Raw genomic sequence first — 19417 nt, 5'->3', positions numbered from 1 at the left:
GCTCAAGAAGATAATCAATCTGAACCTGCGGAAGTGCCTTCTGGATACAGTCGAGTTGATTGCCAGAAATAGTTACAAGCTTTATCTGAGTTAAGTAAATTCAATCTCTTAACTTCAGCTTTTGCTAGTTCAATATCATACAGAATTTCTTTCACAAGTATCCGACGCTCATCTGGCACATTTTCATATTCATCAATTCTGATAACTGCATAAACAGTTCTTTGGTTTTTGAATTTATCGCTCATATGTTGATCTGTTATTTCAATCTTTTTGGTAGATGGCTAGCAATCGCTCCGCCAAATGATTCCAACTGAACTTTTCTTCGATGTGCGCTTTGGCTCCGGTGGAAAGTTTGGCCTGTAATTCATGGTTTTGCAAGATGTGGATGAGTTCATTGGTGATGTTTGTAATGTCGCCTGTGGGGAAGGTGGTCCCGGAACGGCCGTTCACAACATACTCCCCCACCTGCCCTACCGCCTCGGCCACAACGGGGACACCTACCGCCAGCATGTCGGCTAACTTAACTGGGCATTTGGTGCAATTGAGCAGCGTATCTTCCATCAGGTAGATGCCCGCGTGGGCTTGCCCCAGCAAAGCAGGCAACTGCTCCGGCTCCACCCAACCTGCGTCTTCGATGGCCTCCCAAATGCCCGCCGCCTCTGCCTGCTGCTGGAAGTTAGCCGCATCCGCCTCGTATAGCCCCGCCCCCACCATGAGAATGCGTAATTGCGGAACGGCCGTAACCACCCCTCTTAAAATCTCAACCAATCGCCCCGTTTCAAACTCAAACAACCGACTATAAACCAACACCGTTGGCCTATCCGATAACCGTACGCGAAGCGGTCGCAGAGCGACATTACTGATTACCGAATACCGAATACCGGAACCATTCGGCACATAAACCACCCGCTCCGGCGGCAGCCCCATGCCCCAAGCCAGCGTTTGCAGTGCCCGACTGGCCACAGTGAGGGCGTGGCAGTGGCGCATTCCCCATCGCTCTTGCCAAGCGAAAAAGCGTTTTTGCAACGGCGTGTACGGCGCCAACTCGTTCCAGCCGCCCCAGCCTTCCCAATCATCCGTGTCCATGATGAGGCGCAGCTTGGAACGGTGAAAATGCCACAGCCACCAGGCCACAAGCCCGCTGTACGCCTTCGGCTTGAAGCAGTGAACCACGTCCGGCTGCCAAGCCAGCACCTCGCGCACCAGCCGCCGAGCGATGCCCAGCACGCCTCCGCGCAGCGGCACATAGCGCATCTCTACGCCATCTTCCTGCCAACTTTTGTCTGCTTCTTCGGGGGTTTGCCAGGGAGGCATGAAGATTTTGACGGCGTGGCCTTGCTGGGCCAACGGCCGTGCCAACCCCATGGCCCGGCTCGCCATCGTTTTGTTGGGGTGAAGGCCGAAGGGGCCAACCATTGCAATACGCATTTGGGGAGGGACTGGAGATTAGAGACTGGAGATTTTCTTAATCCAGTCTCCAATCTCTAGTCTCCAATCTCCTTTTCCATCAAATCCATTTGGGCGACTAGCAATTCTTGCAAACGGGGATGCTCGGCATAAACGCCTCGGTACTCCGGCGGCAGCAGGGCGGCGATGCGGCACATCATCTCATCGGTGCTTTGCTGCAAGAATTCATCTTTATTTTTGCGGGGCAGTGACGGCAAGGAGAATGGCTCGCCGACGCGAATGGTGATCTCTAGTCGCTGGAATCGTTTGAGACGGCCGTACACCACCTTATCTTCTGTCCCCGTGATGGCTACGGGAATAATGGGGACGCCTGTTTTTGCCGCCAGGTATGCCGCCCCTGGTTTGCCCGGCTGCATCTGCCCTGTGGGGCTGCGCGTGCCTTCGGGCGCAACGGCCGCAATACCACCTGCCTTGAGCCGCTTTTGCACTTCGCGCAGGGTACGGAAATCGGCATTGTGCCGATCCAGCCAAAGCGCGTCCAACTTACGCGCCGTCCAACGCCAAATCCAGTACGCTTGGTACTTTTCCGCCACCATCATGATGATGTCGTCCCGGTCAGACAAAACCATTGCCAGCATCGCATCCAGTCGTCCCAAATGGTTGCTGACGGCCAAACACGCACCCGTCGCTGGAATGCGATCCAATTCAGATTTATCAATTCGAGCAATAATCCGCAAGATGAAGCGGCAAACAAATCGGAGAATCCTGAGAAACATAGTTGCAAAATTATATAAGCTCTCCGTTTTGGTACAACTTGCATCATGGTAAGGGGAATAATTCAGGCAAAGACGCCAAGGTACTTAAAAAATCAGTGACTTTGCGACTTTGCGTGAGATTTTAGGTAAACTACAGAAACTTTGCTGAGGGTATCAATTGATGAAAAGCCAATTTGATTACATCGTAGTGGGCGGCGGCACGGCAGGTGCTGTGGTGGCGGCGCGGCTGGCCGAGCAGCCGGGTATGCGCGTGGCACTTCTTGAAGCTGGCCCCAGCGACGAAGGAAACGAGGCGATTCTGACGCTGAGAAACTGGCCCAATTTGCTGCAAACCGACCTCGATTTTGATTATCGCATTGAGCCACAGACGCGAGGCAACGGCCGTATCCGGCACGCACGGGGCAAAATGTTGGGCGGAAGCAGCTCGCACAACTCTTGCATTGCCTTTTGGCCGCCAGATGAAGATTTACGCATTTGGGAAGACGCTGGGGCTGAAGGGTGGGAGCCAGAGGCGGTACGGCCGTTCATCCAGCGCGTCTGTGAAAAAGTAAATCTGGAATTCCCAGAGCCCGTCAATGAATTGGGTCGCGCCTTTTTTGCGGCGGCACAGGCGGCCGGCTTCCCAGCACATAATTTTGCCGGGAACATCAATCAGCCAGGCGTGGGCTGGTTTATGCTCAACAAGCAGGGTAGGGTACGCCACTCCAGCTCGGTGGCCTATTTGCATCCGCTGGCGCAGTGGGGGCAGCGGCTCACCCTGTTTACCCACTGTTTTGTAGAGTGCGTGTTGCTAGACGGCCGTCGCGCCATCGGCGTGCAAACGGCAAACGGGGTGATTTACGCCGAGCGTGAGATCATCTTGTGCTGCGGCGCGTTTGATACGCCCAAACTGCTGCTGCTCTCTGGCATTGGCCCGGCGGAGCATTTGCAAGAGGTGGGCATCCCGGTGCAGCATCACCTACCTGGCGTGGGCGAGAATTTGTTGGACCATCCCGAAGGCGTGATCAATTGGGAAGCCTCCCGACCCGTCCCGCAGGAGACAACGCAGCTTTGGGAGTTGGGACTATTTGCCAACACGCAGCCGGGGCTGGAACTGCCCGATTTGATGTTCCACTTTGGCACGGAGCCGTTCGATGTGAACACCGTGCCGGCAGGATACCCAACGACGACCAACGGCTTTGCCCTTACGCCCAACGTAGCTCGCGCCAAAAGCCAGGGTACGGTGCGGCTGCGCTCAGCCAACCCTGCTGACCCGCCGCGCATTGATTTCCGCTACTTCACCGACCCAGATGGCCACGACGAACAGGTTTTGGTGGCTGGCATTAAGCTGGCACGTGAACTAGCGGCACAGCCCGCACTAAAATCATGGATTGCCCGGGAGCTGTCGCCGGGGCCAGCGGTGCAGACGGACGAAGCCATCTCGCAATACGTGCGGCGGACGGCCAACACGGTGTACCATCCGGCGGGAACGTGCAAAATGGGGGCGGATGGGGATGAAACGGCCGTTGTCGATCCCCAACTGCGCCTGCGTGGCCTAGAAAACATCCGCGTCGCCGATGCCTCCATCTTCCCCACCATGATTGGCGTGAACCCGAATTTGACCTGCTTTGTGATCGGGGAGCGGTGTGCGGACTTTTTGAGTGGCAAGTGAGCAAGTATGCAAGTGGCGAGCGAACTTGCATACTTGCTCACTTGCAAACTTTTAAGGATTTTTCATGAGTGAGCCACAATTCACCATCTCCTGCCGCAAGGTTTGGAAGATTTTTGGGCCGAATCCGGCGATGGTACGGCCGTTGCTCAACCAAGGGCTTACCCACAGTGAGATTTTGGCGCAGACAGGGCATGTGGTTGCCGTGCGTGATGTCTCGTTTGACGTGCGGCCAGGGGAAATTTTTGTGGTGATGGGGCTTTCTGGCAGCGGTAAATCTACGCTGATTCGCTGCCTGTCCCGGCTCATTGAACCCACCGAGGGCGAAATTATTGTAGATGGGCAAAACGTCGTGGCCTTTGACGAGGCTCAACTGCGTGAACTGCGCCGCCACAAAATGAGCATGGTGTTCCAGCGGTTTGGGCTGTTCCCTCACCGCTCCGTTTTGGACAACGTGGCCTATGGCCTGGAAGTGCAGGGCATCAAAAAAGCCGCACGGCACGACCAGGCGCGGCAAATTTTGGCAATGGTGGGGCTGAAAAGCTGGGAGCAGCATTTTCCGCATGAGCTAAGCGGCGGAATGCAGCAGCGGGTGGGTCTGGCCCGCGCCCTGGCGGTTGATCCAGAAATTTTGCTGTGCGACGAACCGTTTAGCGCGTTAGACCCGCTCATCCGGCGGGAGATGCAGGATGAGCTGCTGCGGCTGCAAAAAACGCTCAACAAGACGCTGGTGTTCATCACCCACGACTTTTTGGAGGCACTTAAGCTGGGACATCATATTGCCATTATGAAGGACGGGGAGATTGTGCAGATGGGCAGGCCAGAAGAGATTGTGGCTCATCCGCTAAACGATTACGTGCGGGAATTCACCCGCGACGTGCCACGTATCAAAATTATCACGGCCAAAACGATCATGACAGTGGCGGCGACGGATGCGGATGGGGATCACGTGTCGGTACACGCCGATACGACGCTGGAGAAGCTTATTGGGTTAACGGCCGTTTCCCCCGATGCGCTGGCCGTTTTAGACGACGAGGGCTGTGTGATTGGCATGGTAGATAGAACGGCCGTTTTGCAAGCACTGTCGGAGGGTAATTGAGTGTATTTTTTAGGAACACAGAGCTTCACGGAGGCGTGCAACCTATCGGTTGCTTGGAGTTACACGGGGAGTAGAAAATCCTCTGTGAAGCTCCGCGCTTCTCTGTGGTTCTCCGTGTTCCGCTTTTTTGAGACCGCTCATGCACGCTGAATCTCGAAAGCCACATGAGAAACGGCCGTACCTCCTCATTGGCCTGGTTTTGCTGGTAGGGCTGCTGCTGGTGCATCATTTTGCCGTGAGCCTGAACCTGTTCCCGGAGGCGTGGGACGTGCGCCTGCGCGAGCCGCTGGACACGTTTAAGCAGTGGTCCATTCGCAACCGCACCACCCACCCGCTCTTCCTCTACTTTTTTGAACCGGTTAGCGACGGGTTGGACTTTGCCTTGCGCCGTGCCGAGACCTTTTTGCTGTGGCTGCCCTGGCCTGTGTTGGGGACGGCCGTCTTCCTGCTCGCACAGAAAGCGTCCAATTTGCGGCTGGCGTTGCTCACCACCTTCTGTCTGCTGTTTATGGGGCTGGTGGGGCTGTGGCCAGAAAGCATGCAAACCCTGGCCTTGATGACCGTCTCCGTACTCATCGCCCTGCTCATCGGCATTCCGCTGGGCATTTGGGCGGCACGGAATGCCAAGGTGGAACGGGGGTTACGGCCGTTCCTCGACGCCATGCAAACAATGCCCGCCTTTGTTTACCTGCTGCCGGTGGTGCTCTTTTTTGGCATTGCCCGCGTGCCCAGTGCCGTCGCCACCATTATCTACGCCCTGCCGCCCGCCATCCGGCTCACTACGCTGGGCATCCGCGAGGTGGACAAGGAGACGGTGGAAGCGGCTCGTTCGTTTGGGGCGACGCCGCGCCAAATTTTGTTCAAGGTGCAGCTCCCGCTTGCGTTGCCCACTATCATGGCTGGCGTCAACCAAACCATTATGATGGCCTTGGGCATTGTCGTGATTGCGGCGATGATTGGCGCAGCGGGGCTGGGGGGCGTGGTGCTGGATGCGCTGCGTAGCCTGCGCGTGGGGCTGGCACTGGAGGCAGGACTGGCCATTGTCTTCCTGGCGGTGCTGCTGGATCGGCTCAGCGAAGCCCTGTCGGAACGCAATCGGACGGGGGCGGGAGTGATGAACGGCCGTCTCTTCCCCAAAAGCTGGCAAACCAACCAACTCATTATCCGACTGGAAGCTGGTTTAGATTGGCTATACGCAACCTGTAGCGATCTGTTGGCACGATTGGCTAGCCTCAGCCGCAGCGACTTTGTGACGCGCCACGCTTACCTGTTTGCCAGCCTCATTTTGCTGGGCGCCCTGCTCTGGCTGGGGCGCACCTTCGATTGGACAACCTTCCCCGAAACATGGCGGCTCAATTTGCAAGACCCGGTGGATACGGCCGTTCTTTGGGTGCGCGACAATTTGTTTGAGTTTGAACTGGGGCCGTTTTTGCTGGGAACACGGCCGTTTAGCAACTTTGTCATCCTGCAACTGCTCGATCCGCTCGATGCCTTCTTCCAGGAATTCCTCTCCTGGCCCGCGCTGATTTTGCTAGTGGCTCTGCTGGGCTACTGGGTCTCTGGCTGGCGGTTGGCGGTGGGTAGCGCGGTGGTGCTTTTTGGCGTGGGGCTGCTGGGCATGTGGGAGCTGGCGCTGGTCACGCTGAGTCAGGTCATTGTGGCCGTTTTCTTTGCGCTCATCATCGCCCTGCCGCTGGGCATTTGGGCAGCCAAGAGTGATACGGTAGCGGCCGTTTTGCGCCCCACCCTCGACTTTTTGCAAACGATTCCCGCCTTTGTCTATCTGGTGCCGGTCGTGATGCTGTTCAACGTGGGGCGCGTACCGGGCATCATGGCCTCGGTGCTGTACGCCCTGCCCCCCGCCATTCGATTAACCAATTTGGGCATCCGCCAAGCCAGCCCAGAGGCGGTGGAAGCAGCCCAGGCGTTTGGCTCCACCAGTCGCCAACTGCTGCTCAAAGTGCAGCTTCCCCTCGCGCTCCCGTCCATCATGGCGGGCATCAACCAAACAGTGATGATGGTGCTGGCAATGGTGGTGGTGGCGGGCATGGTGGGCGGCGCGGGTTTGGGGCTGGAAGCGGTCAATGGCCTGGCCCGCAACCAGCTTGGGCAGGGCATCGAGGCGGGGGTGGCGATTGTGATTTTGGCGGTGGTGATTGATCGGCTGCTGCTGGCAGGCGCAGCGCGGAGTTCGGGGGGCAGTAAACCGTAAACGGTTATGGAATATTGCGTATTTCGTATTGCGTAGGGTCTGGTTACGAAATACGCAATAATTTACCCCCACCTCTCAAGATCATCCAGTCCCGTGAGCCAGCGAGTGATACCAAAGGCCACCACCGCCAACCCCAGCAAAATGAGCGCGGTGATGAAGGTAACGCGCAGGTCGCGCTCCAGCGAAGCATAGACCAGCAGCGGCATCGTTTGGGTAGTGCCTTGCAAATTTCCGGCAAACAAAATCGTCGCGCCGAACTCCCCCAGCGCCCGCGCCCAGCTAAGAATAAGCCCGGCCAGCAGTCCGTTGCGGCTGAGGGGCAGCATGATGTGGCGAAATATTTGCCAGCGATTGGCACCATCTACCTCTGCTGCATCCTCAAATTCGCGGGGGAAAGCCGCAAAGCGGCTTTGGGCAGCGCGAATGTAAAAGGGGGAGGCGACAAAAATCTGAGCCAGCACCACGGCCGTTCCTGAAAACGTAATCGTAATCCCCAACTCGGCCAGCGGTAGCCCCAGCAGCCCGCGTCGGCCAAACACGGCCAGCAGCCCCAGCCCGGCCACGACTGGCGGCATCACAATCGGCAGCTCGATGAAAACGGTGAGCAATCGCTTGAAGCGTAGCGGATACCGCGCTAGCACATACGCCAGCGGCGTCCCGAACAGGATGATAAGCAGCACGCTGATAGCTGTAGTCGTCAAGCTGAGCAGGATGGCACTAGCGAGGTTGCTTTGGTTCAGAACGGCCGTTACCGGCAATGTCGTCGCTCGCCACACCAAACCCACCAGCGGCAAGATGAGGAAAAGCGACATGATGAAGGTGAGAACGGCCGTTACCCAGCCAATCCATCGCCCCGAACGTGAAGAATCTGTTTGTTGCCCTGCCATCATCAAAAGACACGCATCTATTATTTCTTGCCACAGAGAGCACAGAGGCAAAAGAGATTTACTACAGATGGCAGTCACTTTGAAAGTGACTGTCATCTAAACGTCTGCTTATCTCTAAACTCTCTGTGGCTCTGTGGCTAATTAAATCATCACAAGAAAAAAGCGGGTTTTTGCTTGAGCAGCAACCCGCTTCACTTTCAGTTTTATTGTCCGCAAAAATGCAAACGATTTAAGTCAATTTTTACGGTAGCCAAGCCCGCCACACATCTTCGTTGGCATCCAACCACGCCTGCGCCGCCTCTTCCACCGATTGCCCGTCAATTTCTACGGCCGCAATCATGCTGATCTGATCCTCGGTGCTGTAGCTCATGTTAGTCAGCAGCGTGTGGGCATCCGGCGCGGCCTCTGCCAAGCCAGACCAGAAGATTTTGAACAGATCGTCGCCCGGATAGTCGCAATCTACGCCGCCGGAATCAGCTTCAGCGTAGCAATCATCGCTGTATTCGGGTAGTTCCACGCGCGTTAGCTCATATTTGGCGTGAATAGAATGGGGCGTCCAGAAGTAGAACAGCACTGGCTCTTCCCGGCTGTAAGCGGAGTCTAGCTGCGCTAAAATTGCTTCCTCGGATCCGGCAAATACCACTTCAAACTGCATTCCCAAATTATTGATGATGTCGCCATCGTACTGCACAAAGCTGGGGTCGCCACCCAGGAATTGGCCCGCATCACCTGTTTCGGCCGTGGCAAAGAGTGCCGCCGCCTCGTCACTGGTAAAGCCTTCCCAGGTTGCCAAATCTGCATTTTGGTCGAGCATGTAGGCAGGCATGTACCAGCCAATGCGGCCGACCGGGCCAAGCAGCCCGCCATTTTCTACGGTGCCTGAGCCATCAATGTACTCTTCCACGTTGGCGGCATGACCAGAAGGCCACACTTCCAGGCTGGCGTGGGCATCGCCCGCAGCCAGGGCAGGCCATTGGGCGTTTTCATCCAGCGAGACAACTTCTACAGGATAGCCCAGCTCGTTTTCCAGCAGGTTTTTAGCTACGGCGATATTTAATTCAGAGGCTGACCAGGAATTTGCAATCAAAATGATGGTCATTTTCTCTTCCGATGTGGTGGCATCTTCGCTGTCGGTTGCTTCATCGCTGGTGGTTGTTTCGTCGCCGTCTGCCGTGGGTTCGTCGCCACCAGTGCCACAAGCGGCGAGCAGTAAGGCGGCAAGCAATAAAAGAATCAAAGCTGCATACTTCCAATTGGTTTTCATGAGTTTCTCCTTCCTCGCTTAAGATTTACTAATGGTGATTGTGGAGTATAGCAGTCAAAATCTTCGGTGACGATATATCATGCGAACTATTCATTTTGTGCTGGGCAACGGCCGTTGCCCAACTTTGTGTATACTTGCCCCCATCGGTAACTGAATTGAATAACCTCTGGCAATGGCCTCGTGGCTGAATATCAAAGGAGACAAGATGTTAAGCTGGAAAGAATTTGCTCAACAAGCCCCAAATCTTGCTGACTTTGGGCAAGCTCGTTTTCAAAGCGGTGTGGCCTATCTGGGTACTGTCCGCGCCGATGGCAGCCCCCGTGTGCATCCGGTAACACCCATCATCGGCGAGCAGCTATTTCTGTTCATGGAGCCTACATCGCCCAAAGGCAAAGATTTGCAGCGCGACCCGCGCTACACGCTGCACTGCTCCGTAGAAGATACAGGCGGCGGTGGTGGTGAGTTTTACGTTCGTGGGCAAGCTGTACTGCTCCAAGACCCAGCGGTACGAAAGCAGGCAGTACAGGTGTCCTCTTACAGTCCAAAAGATCGTTACATTTTGTTTTTGCTCACTGTCAACTTTGCTTTTATGAACGTGTACGTTGAGGGTACACCGCACCCGCAACGCTGGCGTGCTGTAGATTAGAATTGCCTCCCCCATCGCCCCACGTTGGACAGAAAGACCTCTGCAAGTGCATGAAACATTCTACGGAAGGCGATGGCACGATTACTGTATTTGCAGGAGGAAGTGATTGAGGGAACGGCCGTATGGCATTTGCGGTATTATCAGTAAAGGTTTGCAGTTTAAACGGTCTATATTATTAAGCATCTAGTTCATGTCTTCGCAGTGCAACATGAGTTTTAAGGTTTTTACATGAGGTACCAACCAAATCTACTAAATGAATACGGTGTCTTTCAAAGGCTTAACACGTTGCTAAGGGCAAGCGGAGAAGATGAACCATTTGCTAATCGGTTAGAGCATTTCTTATACCGTTCTTCTTGCATTCTTGCCTCACTAAGAAATATGTACGTAGCAGAAGAACAAACTGTTTTATTGGTAAGAAACTATATCAAGCAGATTGAATTTGATTCGAGCAGCAGAATTGCTGTTTCCGCAGAACCGTTATTTTTTGTTTATTCGCAGATACCGGCCTGCCTTACTCTTCTTGTTATCTTACAAAATGAATTAATTGGTATTTTTCAAAAAATCGAAGGCATAAAAAGAGCTGTTCCTTCTAGCTTGAATAAGGCGTTTAAAAAAGGGCTGGCTACATATGGATTTAGTAAAGGTGTTAGTGATCAAGTAAATAAATATTGGTTAAATGGTGGCAAATACATAAGAGATTTGCGTGATGTAAATGAGCACCATTTTGCGCTAGTTGATCATTCCTACTTTCATTTTGAAAATGATCCTGGGCAGATTCTTATTCTGCTTCCTGATAATCCAGAGCGTAAATCAATTAAGAATTTCACTTATAGAGAGGAGAATGATGCTTTCAATACATTGTCTAAAGGCTTCCTGGCGATCAATGATTTAGTTGAATCAATACTGGAAGAATTTGGATATACTCAAGAGCCGTTTACGTCATCCATATACTTGGCACACATGGGTACATTCGAGGTTCCTCAAAATAGAACCTTGGGTTTAATGATTAACACTAAATCCAGAACGCAAACAGAGAATGGTATTCAATTAATATTGGATACCATAGAGGTAAGACAAATTATCCCAGAGAAAGAAGGCGAAGGTAATATAGCAATCAGAAAGCTAATAACGGATTCTGAAATCCAAAAGAAAACTTAACAAGGGAGCACTAAAGCTAAACGCTGTTAGACAATTGGAGCAAACAGCTATTTCTTCTATTATCTTTGCTTTATTCGTTAAAATGGCGAAATCGTCAAAGCTGCGGGGTTGGGTAAAATCGGGGCATGACTTTGAATGAACCGACGATTAGCAACAATGGCATTGTCCGCCCCACCTACATCGAAGTGAACCTCATCCGCCTGACGGAAAATTACCGGGCGATTGAACGCGCCGTCGCGCCCGCCACGGTAATGCCCATCCTGAAAGCGAATGCGTATGGGCATGGGCTGGTGGAGGTGGCGCGGCATGTGGTGTCACTGGGTGCGCCGTACCTGGGCGTGGCCTTTTTGGAAGAGGGCATTTTGCTGCGTGAGGCGGGCATCACCGCGCCGATTTTGGTGCTGGGGGGGATCATTGGCAACCAAGTGCCGCTCTTTTTGCAGCACGATCTCACCCTTACCGCCTCCTCTGTGGAAAAGCTGACCCAAATTGACGAAGCCGCCGCTAGGATAGGCGTGCAAGCCAAAGTTCACCTGAAAATTGACACGGGGATGGAGCGGATTGGGGTGCATTATTACAATGCAGATTCGCTGCTAGAGGCGGCTTTGCACTGCGAACATTGTCTGGTGGAGGGGATTTTTTCTCACTTTGCCAATGCGGACACGGCCGTTCTCCAATCTGCCCAAACCCAACTAGACCGCTTCAACCAGGTACTCTCGTTTTATGAATCTCGCGGGATGCCACCGCCCCCCATGCGCCACATGGCCAACTCCGGGGCCATCTTGCAGCTGCTTGGCAGCCATTTCGACATGGTTCGTGCCGGAATTCTGCTCTACGGCGTCTACCCGTCAGACGATGTCGCCAAAACTATTGATGTGCGCCCCGTGCTGAGCTGGAAATCCCGCGTGGTGTACTTTAAAGTGGTGCTGCCTAACCACCCGGTAAGCTACGGCTCCACCTGGCAAAGCGACCACATGGTGCGGGTGGTGACGGTGCCGGTGGGGTACGGCGACGGCTACTTTCGGCGGATGTCGGGACGGGCACAGGTGATCATTCGGGGAAAGCGGTATCCGGTAATCGGCCGTATTTGCATGGATCAGCTCATGGTCAACATTGAATGGGACAGCGCCTACAACAACGATGAGGTTTTGCTGCTGGGTGAAAGCGAAGATGGCGACGTTGCTATTACCTGTGAAGAGCTGGCTGAGTGGGCTGGCACCATCCCCTACGAAATTCTCACCAACATCAACACCCGCGTCTCTCGCCTGTACATGGCCGATTAAAAAGAAAAAGACCTTTGAGGTTTGATAAACCTCAAAGGTCTCGGAAATCAAATGAATTCTGTCACGCCCCCCAAAAAGCGTTCGACCCCGGCCAGGAGGGAGAACCAGGGTCGAAACACTTCTTTTGGCGACTTCTGATTGTTAGAATAGCCCCCTTACTTAAACCAAACCTGAGTCAAAGTTAAATAGTTTCTAAGTGAACGTCATCCGGCAAGCTGAAAAACGGTTTGCAGTTCGCCAATTTGCAGTACATCACCATCGTTGAGGGTGCGTGCGCCATTAATGGTTTGCCCATTCAAAAGAGTAGGAAAGGCGTTATCCAGTTGTTCCAGATAGTAGCGCACACGCGCCCGCCGGATAACGATGTTACCGACGGTCAGTTCTCCTACACTGGGTAGGGTTTGGTGGTCGGTACGGCCGTCTGCCCAATGAAACGCCAGGCTAGGACGAGACCGTACAGGCTGGGGAGCAGTCTGCCGCGGCACAGGTTGCGGCAGGGTAGCCCGTTCGCGGCTGCCAACCCAGCCAGCTAGCGCCAGCAATAGGCTGCCAACAAGCCCCAGCAACAGCGGCTGATGATTTTCGGCTACAAAAGAAGATACCAGTCGCAGTGTGTCGAACTGCCAGCGATCATTGACTAATTTGGCCTGCTGGTATCGTTGCTCAAAGTCGTCCAGCCAGGCCACATCCAGATCAATGCGCTGTTTAATGCTCAACATATTGGCCGGAACGCCCTGCCAGGATTCAATACCCCAATATACCAAGCCGACCAATTCGGCTGCATCATTGGCAATCGTCGCGGCAGCCTGAGGCATGAGGCCATTGGACGCCAGGTTGGTGAAGAAGCTTTGCCATTCCCACGCTTCCTGCTGGATGGTTTCCAGAGCGGGCAGTTCTGTGACGGTAGAAACGGCCTTTGCCACATCGCCCAAACCATCACTTACATCCGCCAAACTACCAGAGACGGTTTGGCTCTGCCGGTACAAATCAGATAAAACAGCATCCCCATTGTCTAGGTCATAAACGCGTAGCTGCGCCAAACCGTGCGACAACGATGTCGCCTCGCTAATTTCGGCCAAATCATCGTCAAAGGTCGCTATTTGGTGAACGGCCGTGTCCACGCCAGCCACAATCAGCCGCACCTTTGTGCCAGCGGGAACCAGCTCCAGCAGCTCTACCGCTTGCGATTGATCCAGCCAATTGGCAAAGGCAGCCGCTTCCTCGGTTTTGAGCGTTTGACGCAGGTAGACCGCCTGCGAGCCATACGAATTTAGCTGCACAGTGCGCTGCGGCTCGGCGGCCACCTCGGCAATAAGTTGTTCAGTTAAAATTCGATAGGGGTCGAAAACATTGATCACCCTGGCCCCGATGAACAGGGCCAGAATGACCGCTCCCAACAATAAACCAGCACGATACGCGACACGGAACATTTTTTCCTCCCGGCTCCCCAGCCAAACCACCAGAACTATTGCTTGCAGTATAAACAAAATGCCTGAACCAAATCGTCCAGGCAGCTAACAATATTCTGATAGGTTTATGACAGGAAAAAGAATCTAGGAAACACCGAGCTGGTGCAACACGGAAAGAACGTGGTCGCGCATGGAGGCGGTGTGCCACATGGCTGAAATATGCCCGGCAGGGATGGTGACTAACGGCCGTTCTGCAAACAGTTCCGCATGATTTTCCATCCGAAAAAAGAGATCGCTTTCACCTAGCAATGGAAAAACGCGGTCAGGGGCGCATTGCTGGTAGTAGGTAGTGAAATCCAAATAGGTTTGTAGCTCTGTTTGGGTGAGCTGCATGGGGCGATTGAACATTTCTGAGATGTCCCAGATGACCTGCGCCAAATTGGGAGAAGAGAGCATCGGAATAACGGCGCGTGTTTGCCGCAGCACGCCTTCATACATCATGCTGGTAATGCCGCCCCAACTCACGCCAGCCGCTGCTGTGTACGCCGCTCCCTCTGCCTCAAATTGCTGCTGCACCAGTTCCATAAGGCGCAACGAACCAGCAAAAATCTGGTAGACGCTCTGCACCGAAGTAAATCCTTTTTCTACAGGTTCCAGCCAGCTAGTGTGGAACGGGGCTTGAACGCAGGCGGTGTGGAAAGGCAGCGGCACAGCTTGGGGAAACAGTCGCCGCCAGCTACTGGTGTAAGGATATTCGTTAAAGCCGTGATGAAACAGAAGCAGCGGCGCATGTGGGTCTATGGCGGGGCGCACTTTGGCGCGGCAGCAGACTTCTCCCATGGGGCTTTGCAGGATGATGGGGTGTTCGCCGGGGGCTGTGAGTTGGTAAACGGCCGTTTGCCGCGTATCTACCTCTGTTTTTGCCAATACATCTTCTAATGTTGGCGCTTCGGCTGCACTGGATTCCAATGAATCTGGCACGCGCCGATTCAGACTGTACAACACCGCTTTATCAAGTTGCTGAATCATTGTTCGACGAAAATTCATGCCGCAACCATAACATTCCGCCCGTCAAACGCCAATAAAAGTGTCGGATTCCAAAAATTCACTCATCTTTCACTCGGTTACGGCCGTTTGTAACAACATTTGCCAGTCAACGAACCGATCCTGTGCTTGTAACACACCCTACCTGATTGTTAGAATAGGACTAAAGCACAGCGATTTTTTTGGATAAATTGTCTATACTCTACGTCACCAACACCGTTGAGGAAGAAGCGACCGATGAAACTGCTCACCACCGCAAAACTAAACTGGTTCGACGATGGCTGCTGCGACGTGAAATATTTGGACATTTGGAACAGTGCGCCTCGTTCGTACCAACCCGGTCAACCGATTGACCATAGCTGGCAAATGGATAGTTACGAACTGCCGCTAGGGGTGGATGAAGACGGCCGTCTCTTCAAAAAAGCGTCCGACAAATTGATGCGCTACCAATTTTACCCCCACGACGTCATGAGCCACGTCAGCGACTTTGGTTTGTGGAATCGGTGGGTACAAGCTGGTGACCGCATTGTGCAGCGCATTCACCTCTTTTCCCTGTTTGGCAAACCCATCCTCGATGCCGTGACCATGACCGAAGTTACGCAGGTCATCCTTGAACCGCGCCGCTACGGTTTTACTTACGTCACCGTAGATACCCACGTAGAGCAAGGCGAATGGTCTGCCTGCCTGGAATGGCGCAAAGACAATGCGCTCATCCTCACCGTCAAAGCAACCTCTCGTCCGCGCCCCGAAGAACCCACTCGCAACTACAGCTTCATGCGCCGCCTGCAACAAGCTGCCCACCAACGCGGCCTTGAATACTTTAAACAAATCCTCCTCGCCTAAAAACGAACCACGAATCTTTCTCTCTGGCTGTGGCCGGTCTCCTGTATGGTTACAGTTGAGAACAACTTTAATGAATTTCTAAATTGCCTATTCGTTATATTCGTGATCCCTACCAAACTCGGTACAATCAGCGCATGACAACCACACTCGCCTCCTGGAACGTAAATGGCCTGCGGGCCGCCCACAAAAAAGGGTTTCTGGATTGGCTCCATTCAGCCCAGCCCGACATCCTGAGCCTGCAAGAAACCAAATGCCACCCCGACCAGCTAATCCCTGAACTGCGCCAGCCCGCTGGCTACCACACTTACTGGGCCTGGGCGGAGAAGAAAGGGTACAGTGGCGTGGCGCTCTATAGCAAAACGGAGCCAAATAACGTGCAAATTGGTCTTGGCATCGAGGCATATGACCGCGAAGGGCGCACCATCGTGGCCGAGTATGACAACTTTGTTGTCATTGGAGCTTACTTCCCCAACGGCAGCCGCGACCACAGCCGGGTGCCTTTCAAAATGGCGTACAAGGCGGCTTTCCTCGATTTTTGCAACGAGCTGCTCGCCGCTGGCAAATCCGTCATCTTTTGTGGGGATGTGAACACGGCACACAAGGAAATTGACCTGGCAAGACCAAAACCGAATCGTACAAAGACTGGCTTTTTGCCAGAGGAGTGCGCCTGGCTGGATAAAATTGTGGCGCAGGGGTATGTGGACAGCTTCCGGCATTTGTACCCCGAGCAAACGAGCGCGTACTCGTGGTGGAGCTACATCGGTGGGGCGCGAGGGCGCAACGTGGGCTGGCGGCTGGATTACTTCTTCACCAGCCCAGATTTAGTGCCGCGCATTGCCGAAGCAGCCATCCACGCCGATGTATTGGGATCGGATCACTGTCCCGTAAGTTTGCAACTGGCTGATTAGAAACGTATTCGTTCGCCATCCAGCGGTGGCAGATTTAGTAAACGTACTGCCCAGGGGAGAGCCGTTTTGAGCTGCACCTGTTGAATGTGACGCACACGGGGCGCATTGGGGATGGTGGGCAGACCAGCGCGGGCGGCAAAGAAGCCGCTAACCAGTGCCGCAATCTCGCCAGCGTCGGGCAGCAATGTTTCTGGGGCGGGGCCACCTTCAGCTTGTAGACTGGGGAGCCAAAAGCCCAAATCCACATTAGGATTTCCTACACATACCAGATTCCAATCAATGAAAATGGTGTGATCTTGACTAAAGCAGATGTTGTCGCTGCGTAAATCTAAATGGAGGAGGGAACGGCCGTTTACCACCGCCTCATAATCAATTGCCAACAAAACGGGCAGCGCCCGCTCCAACCAATCCTCCGTCGTCAGCCCCAAAGAGAGGAACGGAGCGGGATTATTCGCAACCTGCTGCCAGCCATTCCAGATGTAGTTTTGTGCCGTAAGTTGAGGCAAATTGGGCATCGAAGCATTCCACATCAAGGAAAGAGAATCCATCACTTGTCCGATGCGACGGCCGTTCCACGGCGGCGGCCAAAAAGCGTGGCTCAAATCTTCCAACAAAAGAATGGGGTTGCCTGGATGATCGTCCCAGCCAAGAAAGCGGGGCATGAATGAGCCAGACAGTGTTTGATAAACAATATTTTCTTGACGTAAATAGCTAGCTGTGTCTGAGGTTGCGCCAATTTTGGCAAAACAGGTCGTATTGTCGGTGAAGGTGAGTTTCAATCGTCGTGCGGGCGTGTAGCCTCCCTGAACAGGCAGAGCTCGCAAAATTTGCTTTTTGGCAACAGCTTCCAGGCGATTCTGCAATTCAGGGGTGAGATGGTAGTTAGTCTGGTACATTTTCCGCAACGGCCGTCAGTGGGGAACGGCCGTATTCAATCACCACCTCAGCCATCAACCTTTCTGCCAACTGACCCAGCGGCTCGCCCGTTTCAGGATGAGGAAAATTGGGCAGCAGGTCAGCAACGGGGACGGCAACGTGGGGGAATTTGGCTAAATCGGGGTCGGGGATAGGGCGCGAACGGCCGTCGCCACCATCATATTCCAGCACCGCATCGTTAAACAACACAATGTCTGCATCAATGGTGCGTGGCGCGTTTTTGTCTGGCAGGCGCACCCGCTGGAGCCTCGTTTCAATCGTGCCGATGATTTGCTGCTTGATTTGGCTGGCGGTGAGATCGGTTTGGATGAGAACGGCCGTGTTCCAGAAGTTGGGTTGATTCAGCAGACCAACGGGTTCAGTTTCATAAATGGGGGATACGGCCGTAACCGCACACATCTCACGCAGCAGTTCAATCGCTCGCGGCAGATTTTTCTCTTTCTCAATGTTTGATCCCAGCGCGATGACAACTTGGTTCGGCATTTTCTGGCTCTTCTGGATTCCATGAGAGTTTGAGCTATTGCGTATTGCACTCTACTTACGCAATAAATTCAGTCAAAATCGGCGCGAGTGCGCTCAATTTCTATGCCAACGGATTCGGCAAAGCGGAGTGCGCCTGGTTTTTCCACGCGCACCATTACCCGCTCCACGCCAAACTCTGTAATGACGATACGTGCCAAATCTGTCACTAGCTTCTCCACCAAAAAGTCTGACGACTCTTCCACATGCTGGATAACGCGCTTGGTGATTGACTTGTAATCTACCGCATCTTCGATGGTGTCACTGTTGGCCGCCTGGCGAATATCGGCCCAGATGACCATGTTGATGAGAATATCTTGCAGCTTCACGCGCTCGTCGGGGTTTATGCCGATGATGCCGCGCAGCAGCAAGTCACGAATGATGATTTTGTCCATAGTACACACTTTCTTGGGTCATTCCCGTCTTCACGGGCATGACACGGTTAGTTTACAGATGCGCTTCCAGCCATTGCTCAATGTCGGCGATGACCTGGTCGCGGTGAATGTCGTTGTGCGATTCATGCACGCCGCCTTCATACACAATCAGCTTTTTGTCTGGCTGCGGCACTTTGGCAAAAAAGTCGCGGCTGGCCGAGACGTTGACAATGTTGTCGCTATCGCCATGAACCATAAGGAGCGGTGGCTTAAATTTGGCGGCTTGTGCCATGGCCCATTCGGCGGCGGCGGGAAATTCTACGCCAAAGCGGGGCGTGGCGAAGGTTTGAACAAGCGGATCATCACCGTACGCTTGGGCTTCTACGGGATCGCGGGAAATGTCTGGGAGTTCCAGGTTGGTTTTTACCTGCATGGCGGGAGCCAGTTTAGACATTATTTTGCTGATCAGGGCTAAAATCGGCGGCACATCCAGCTTGCCAACGGCCGGTGCGGAGGCAATGACGCCATTGTATCCCTCAGGGTGGCGCAGGACGTAGTTGAGGGCAATGTTGCCCCCCATGCTGTGTCCGTACAGGAAAAACGGCCGTTCCGCCCACCTATCCTTTACGAGTTTAATAAACACCCCCAAATCATCCAGGTATTCTGACCAGTTATTCACAAACATGCGCTTGCCGGGGGAACGGCCGTGTCCGCGATGATCGGCAGCGTAAATGGCGTACCCTTTGGGAACCAGCCCGTTGACGACATGCGGGTAGCGCCCGCCATATTCCCCCATGCCGTGCACAATCATAATTACTGCCTTCAGGTCGCCCTCTGGCAGCCAGCTTTGGTAGAACAAATCCAATCCATCGGCACTTTTGAAGGTTGCTTCTTCGTGTTTCATCTTCTTCGTCCTTGTTGATTGCATTTTTACGAGAGGGTGAGGCAGTTGGAGAAATGTTGGTTCATGTTGCCACAATTGTTACCAACTGCCTCACCCCTAC

19 protein-coding genes are annotated in these 19417 nt (G+C 53.7%); 8 read left to right on the top strand and 11 right to left on the bottom strand.

Annotated features, from left to right (window positions below; translation table 11 throughout):
* Window positions 1–14: 14 nt before the first annotated feature.
* From ACOQPM_RS11710 to ACOQPM_RS11700, 3 genes are read right to left on the bottom strand one after another with little or no spacing between them, the layout of a single operon-like run.
* Window positions 15–245, bottom strand: coding sequence for a hypothetical protein (locus ACOQPM_RS11710; RefSeq protein WP_420629443.1), 231 nt, complete (start codon window positions 243–245; stop codon window positions 15–17).
* Window positions 246–261: 16 nt separating this feature from the next.
* Window positions 262–1428 carry a glycosyltransferase family 4 protein gene (locus tag ACOQPM_RS11705; RefSeq protein WP_420629442.1) on the bottom strand — a complete coding sequence of 389 codons (1167 nt, stop codon included), beginning with the start codon at window positions 1426–1428 and terminating at the stop codon, window positions 262–264.
* A 56-nt stretch (window positions 1429–1484) separates the two neighbouring features.
* The gene (locus ACOQPM_RS11700; RefSeq protein WP_420629441.1) at window positions 1485–2183 is read right to left on the bottom strand and encodes a lysophospholipid acyltransferase family protein; all 699 of its coding nucleotides are present in this window, start codon (window positions 2181–2183) and stop codon (window positions 1485–1487) included.
* A 160-nt stretch (window positions 2184–2343) separates the two neighbouring features.
* Here ACOQPM_RS11700 and ACOQPM_RS11695 point away from each other — a divergent pair, with 160 nt between their 5' ends.
* The 3 genes from ACOQPM_RS11695 to ACOQPM_RS11685 all read left to right on the top strand — a co-directional run bounded on the left by ACOQPM_RS11695 (window position 2344) and on the right by ACOQPM_RS11685 (window position 7142).
* A complete protein-coding gene (locus tag ACOQPM_RS11695; RefSeq protein ID WP_420629440.1) occupies window positions 2344–3834 on the top strand; it encodes a GMC family oxidoreductase in 1491 nt (496 codons plus the stop codon).
* A 64-nt stretch (window positions 3835–3898) separates the two neighbouring features.
* Window positions 3899–4930, top strand: a complete 1032-nt coding sequence (locus tag ACOQPM_RS11690; protein ID WP_420629439.1) for a quaternary amine ABC transporter ATP-binding protein — start codon at window positions 3899–3901, stop codon at window positions 4928–4930.
* A gap of 139 nt (window positions 4931–5069) precedes the next feature.
* Window positions 5070–7142 (top strand): ABC transporter permease, encoded by a 2073-nt coding sequence (locus tag ACOQPM_RS11685; protein WP_420629438.1) that lies wholly within the window; start codon window positions 5070–5072, stop codon window positions 7140–7142.
* Window positions 7143–7204: 62 nt separating this feature from the next.
* On the opposite strand, the gene ACOQPM_RS11680 is transcribed toward ACOQPM_RS11685, so the two are convergent.
* Together ACOQPM_RS11680 and ACOQPM_RS11675 are read right to left on the bottom strand one after the other, a co-directional pair.
* Window positions 7205–8032, bottom strand: coding sequence for an ABC transporter permease (locus ACOQPM_RS11680; protein WP_420629437.1), 828 nt, complete (start codon window positions 8030–8032; stop codon window positions 7205–7207).
* Between the two features lie 238 nt (window positions 8033–8270).
* Window positions 8271–9293 carry an ABC transporter substrate-binding protein gene (locus ACOQPM_RS11675; RefSeq protein ID WP_420629436.1) on the bottom strand — a complete coding sequence of 341 codons (1023 nt, stop codon included), beginning with the start codon at window positions 9291–9293 and terminating at the stop codon, window positions 8271–8273.
* Between the two features lie 205 nt (window positions 9294–9498).
* On the opposite strand from ACOQPM_RS11675, the gene ACOQPM_RS11670 reads away from it, so the two are divergent.
* The 3 genes from ACOQPM_RS11670 to alr all read left to right on the top strand — a co-directional run bounded on the left by ACOQPM_RS11670 (window position 9499) and on the right by alr (window position 12380).
* Window positions 9499–9939, top strand: a complete 441-nt coding sequence (locus ACOQPM_RS11670) for a pyridoxamine 5'-phosphate oxidase family protein (protein ID WP_420629435.1) — start codon at window positions 9499–9501, stop codon at window positions 9937–9939.
* Window positions 9940–10167: 228 nt separating this feature from the next.
* Window positions 10168–11097 (top strand): hypothetical protein, encoded by a 930-nt coding sequence (locus tag ACOQPM_RS11665; protein ID WP_420629434.1) that lies wholly within the window; start codon window positions 10168–10170, stop codon window positions 11095–11097.
* Window positions 11098–11222: 125 nt separating this feature from the next.
* Window positions 11223–12380 (top strand): alanine racemase, encoded by a 1158-nt coding sequence (gene alr / locus ACOQPM_RS11660; protein WP_420629433.1) that lies wholly within the window; start codon window positions 11223–11225, stop codon window positions 12378–12380.
* A 203-nt stretch (window positions 12381–12583) separates the two neighbouring features.
* Here the strand turns inward: alr and ACOQPM_RS11655 are convergent, their stop codons facing one another.
* The gene (locus ACOQPM_RS11655) at window positions 12584–13810 is read right to left on the bottom strand and encodes a hypothetical protein (RefSeq protein ID WP_420629432.1); all 1227 of its coding nucleotides are present in this window, start codon (window positions 13808–13810) and stop codon (window positions 12584–12586) included.
* Window positions 13811–13933: 123 nt separating this feature from the next.
* Window positions 13934–14836: a hypothetical protein gene (locus tag ACOQPM_RS11650; protein WP_420629431.1), complete on the bottom strand. Its 903-nt coding sequence runs from the start codon at window positions 14834–14836 to the stop codon at window positions 13934–13936.
* 234 nt (window positions 14837–15070) lie between these two features.
* Here ACOQPM_RS11650 and ACOQPM_RS11645 point away from each other — a divergent pair, with 234 nt between their 5' ends.
* Together ACOQPM_RS11645 and ACOQPM_RS11640 are read left to right on the top strand one after the other, a co-directional pair.
* Complete coding sequence (locus ACOQPM_RS11645; RefSeq protein WP_420629430.1) at window positions 15071–15676, top strand: DUF1990 family protein; 606 nt, start codon at window positions 15071–15073, stop codon at window positions 15674–15676.
* An 83-nt stretch (window positions 15677–15759) separates the two neighbouring features.
* On the top strand, window positions 15760–16584 hold the full coding sequence (locus ACOQPM_RS11640) for an exodeoxyribonuclease III (RefSeq protein WP_420629429.1): 825 nt from the start codon (window positions 15760–15762) through the stop codon (window positions 16582–16584).
* Here ACOQPM_RS11640 and ACOQPM_RS11635 read toward each other — a convergent pair.
* From ACOQPM_RS11635 to ACOQPM_RS11620, 4 genes are all read right to left on the bottom strand, one after another.
* The gene (locus ACOQPM_RS11635; protein ID WP_420629428.1) at window positions 16581–17480 is read right to left on the bottom strand and encodes a phosphotransferase; all 900 of its coding nucleotides are present in this window, start codon (window positions 17478–17480) and stop codon (window positions 16581–16583) included. The genes ACOQPM_RS11640 and ACOQPM_RS11635 overlap by 4 nt on opposite strands.
* The gene (folK, locus tag ACOQPM_RS11630; RefSeq protein WP_420629427.1) at window positions 17467–18003 is read right to left on the bottom strand and encodes a 2-amino-4-hydroxy-6-hydroxymethyldihydropteridine diphosphokinase; all 537 of its coding nucleotides are present in this window, start codon (window positions 18001–18003) and stop codon (window positions 17467–17469) included. The genes ACOQPM_RS11635 and folK overlap by 14 nt, the downstream gene beginning before the upstream one ends.
* Before the next feature lie 68 nt (window positions 18004–18071).
* Complete coding sequence (locus ACOQPM_RS11625) at window positions 18072–18434, bottom strand: dihydroneopterin aldolase (protein WP_420629426.1); 363 nt, start codon at window positions 18432–18434, stop codon at window positions 18072–18074.
* A 52-nt stretch (window positions 18435–18486) separates the two neighbouring features.
* Complete coding sequence (locus ACOQPM_RS11620) at window positions 18487–19317, bottom strand: lysophospholipase (RefSeq protein WP_420629425.1); 831 nt, start codon at window positions 19315–19317, stop codon at window positions 18487–18489.
* Window positions 19318–19417: the final 100 nt, after the last annotated feature.

It is taken from the genome of Candidatus Leptofilum sp. (assembly GCF_965223525.1).
Taxonomy (GTDB): Bacteria; Chloroflexota; Anaerolineae; order Promineifilales; family Promineifilaceae; genus Leptofilum.
The sequence above is the reverse complement of the archived record's forward strand: the minus strand, read 5'-3'. Positions and strand labels throughout refer to the sequence as shown.

Coding starts and splice junctions, on each gene's coding strand:
- ACOQPM_RS11710 (WP_420629443.1), bottom strand. CDS start 245: ATGAGCGATAAATTCAAAAACCAAAGAACTGTTTATGCAGTTATCAGA.
- ACOQPM_RS11705 (WP_420629442.1), bottom strand. CDS start 1,428: ATGCGTATTGCAATGGTTGGCCCCTTCGGCCTTCACCCCAACAAAACG.
- ACOQPM_RS11700 (WP_420629441.1), bottom strand. CDS start 2,183: ATGTTTCTCAGGATTCTCCGATTTGTTTGCCGCTTCATCTTGCGGATT.
- ACOQPM_RS11695 (WP_420629440.1), top strand. CDS start 2,344: ATGAAAAGCCAATTTGATTACATCGTAGTGGGCGGCGGCACGGCAGGT.
- ACOQPM_RS11690 (WP_420629439.1), top strand. CDS start 3,899: ATGAGTGAGCCACAATTCACCATCTCCTGCCGCAAGGTTTGGAAGATT.
- ACOQPM_RS11685 (WP_420629438.1), top strand. CDS start 5,070: ATGCACGCTGAATCTCGAAAGCCACATGAGAAACGGCCGTACCTCCTC.
- ACOQPM_RS11680 (WP_420629437.1), bottom strand. CDS start 8,032: ATGATGGCAGGGCAACAAACAGATTCTTCACGTTCGGGGCGATGGATT.
- ACOQPM_RS11675 (WP_420629436.1), bottom strand. CDS start 9,293: ATGAAAACCAATTGGAAGTATGCAGCTTTGATTCTTTTATTGCTTGCC.
- ACOQPM_RS11670 (WP_420629435.1), top strand. CDS start 9,499: ATGTTAAGCTGGAAAGAATTTGCTCAACAAGCCCCAAATCTTGCTGAC.
- ACOQPM_RS11665 (WP_420629434.1), top strand. CDS start 10,168: ATGAGGTACCAACCAAATCTACTAAATGAATACGGTGTCTTTCAAAGG.
- alr (WP_420629433.1), top strand. CDS start 11,223: ATGACTTTGAATGAACCGACGATTAGCAACAATGGCATTGTCCGCCCC.
- ACOQPM_RS11655 (WP_420629432.1), bottom strand. CDS start 13,810: ATGTTCCGTGTCGCGTATCGTGCTGGTTTATTGTTGGGAGCGGTCATT.
- ACOQPM_RS11650 (WP_420629431.1), bottom strand. CDS start 14,836: ATGAATTTTCGTCGAACAATGATTCAGCAACTTGATAAAGCGGTGTTG.
- ACOQPM_RS11645 (WP_420629430.1), top strand. CDS start 15,071: ATGAAACTGCTCACCACCGCAAAACTAAACTGGTTCGACGATGGCTGC.
- ACOQPM_RS11635 (WP_420629428.1), bottom strand. CDS start 17,480: ATGTACCAGACTAACTACCATCTCACCCCTGAATTGCAGAATCGCCTG.
- folK (WP_420629427.1), bottom strand. CDS start 18,003: ATGCCGAACCAAGTTGTCATCGCGCTGGGATCAAACATTGAGAAAGAG.
- ACOQPM_RS11625 (WP_420629426.1), bottom strand. CDS start 18,434: ATGGACAAAATCATCATTCGTGACTTGCTGCTGCGCGGCATCATCGGC.
- ACOQPM_RS11620 (WP_420629425.1), bottom strand. CDS start 19,317: ATGAAACACGAAGAAGCAACCTTCAAAAGTGCCGATGGATTGGATTTG.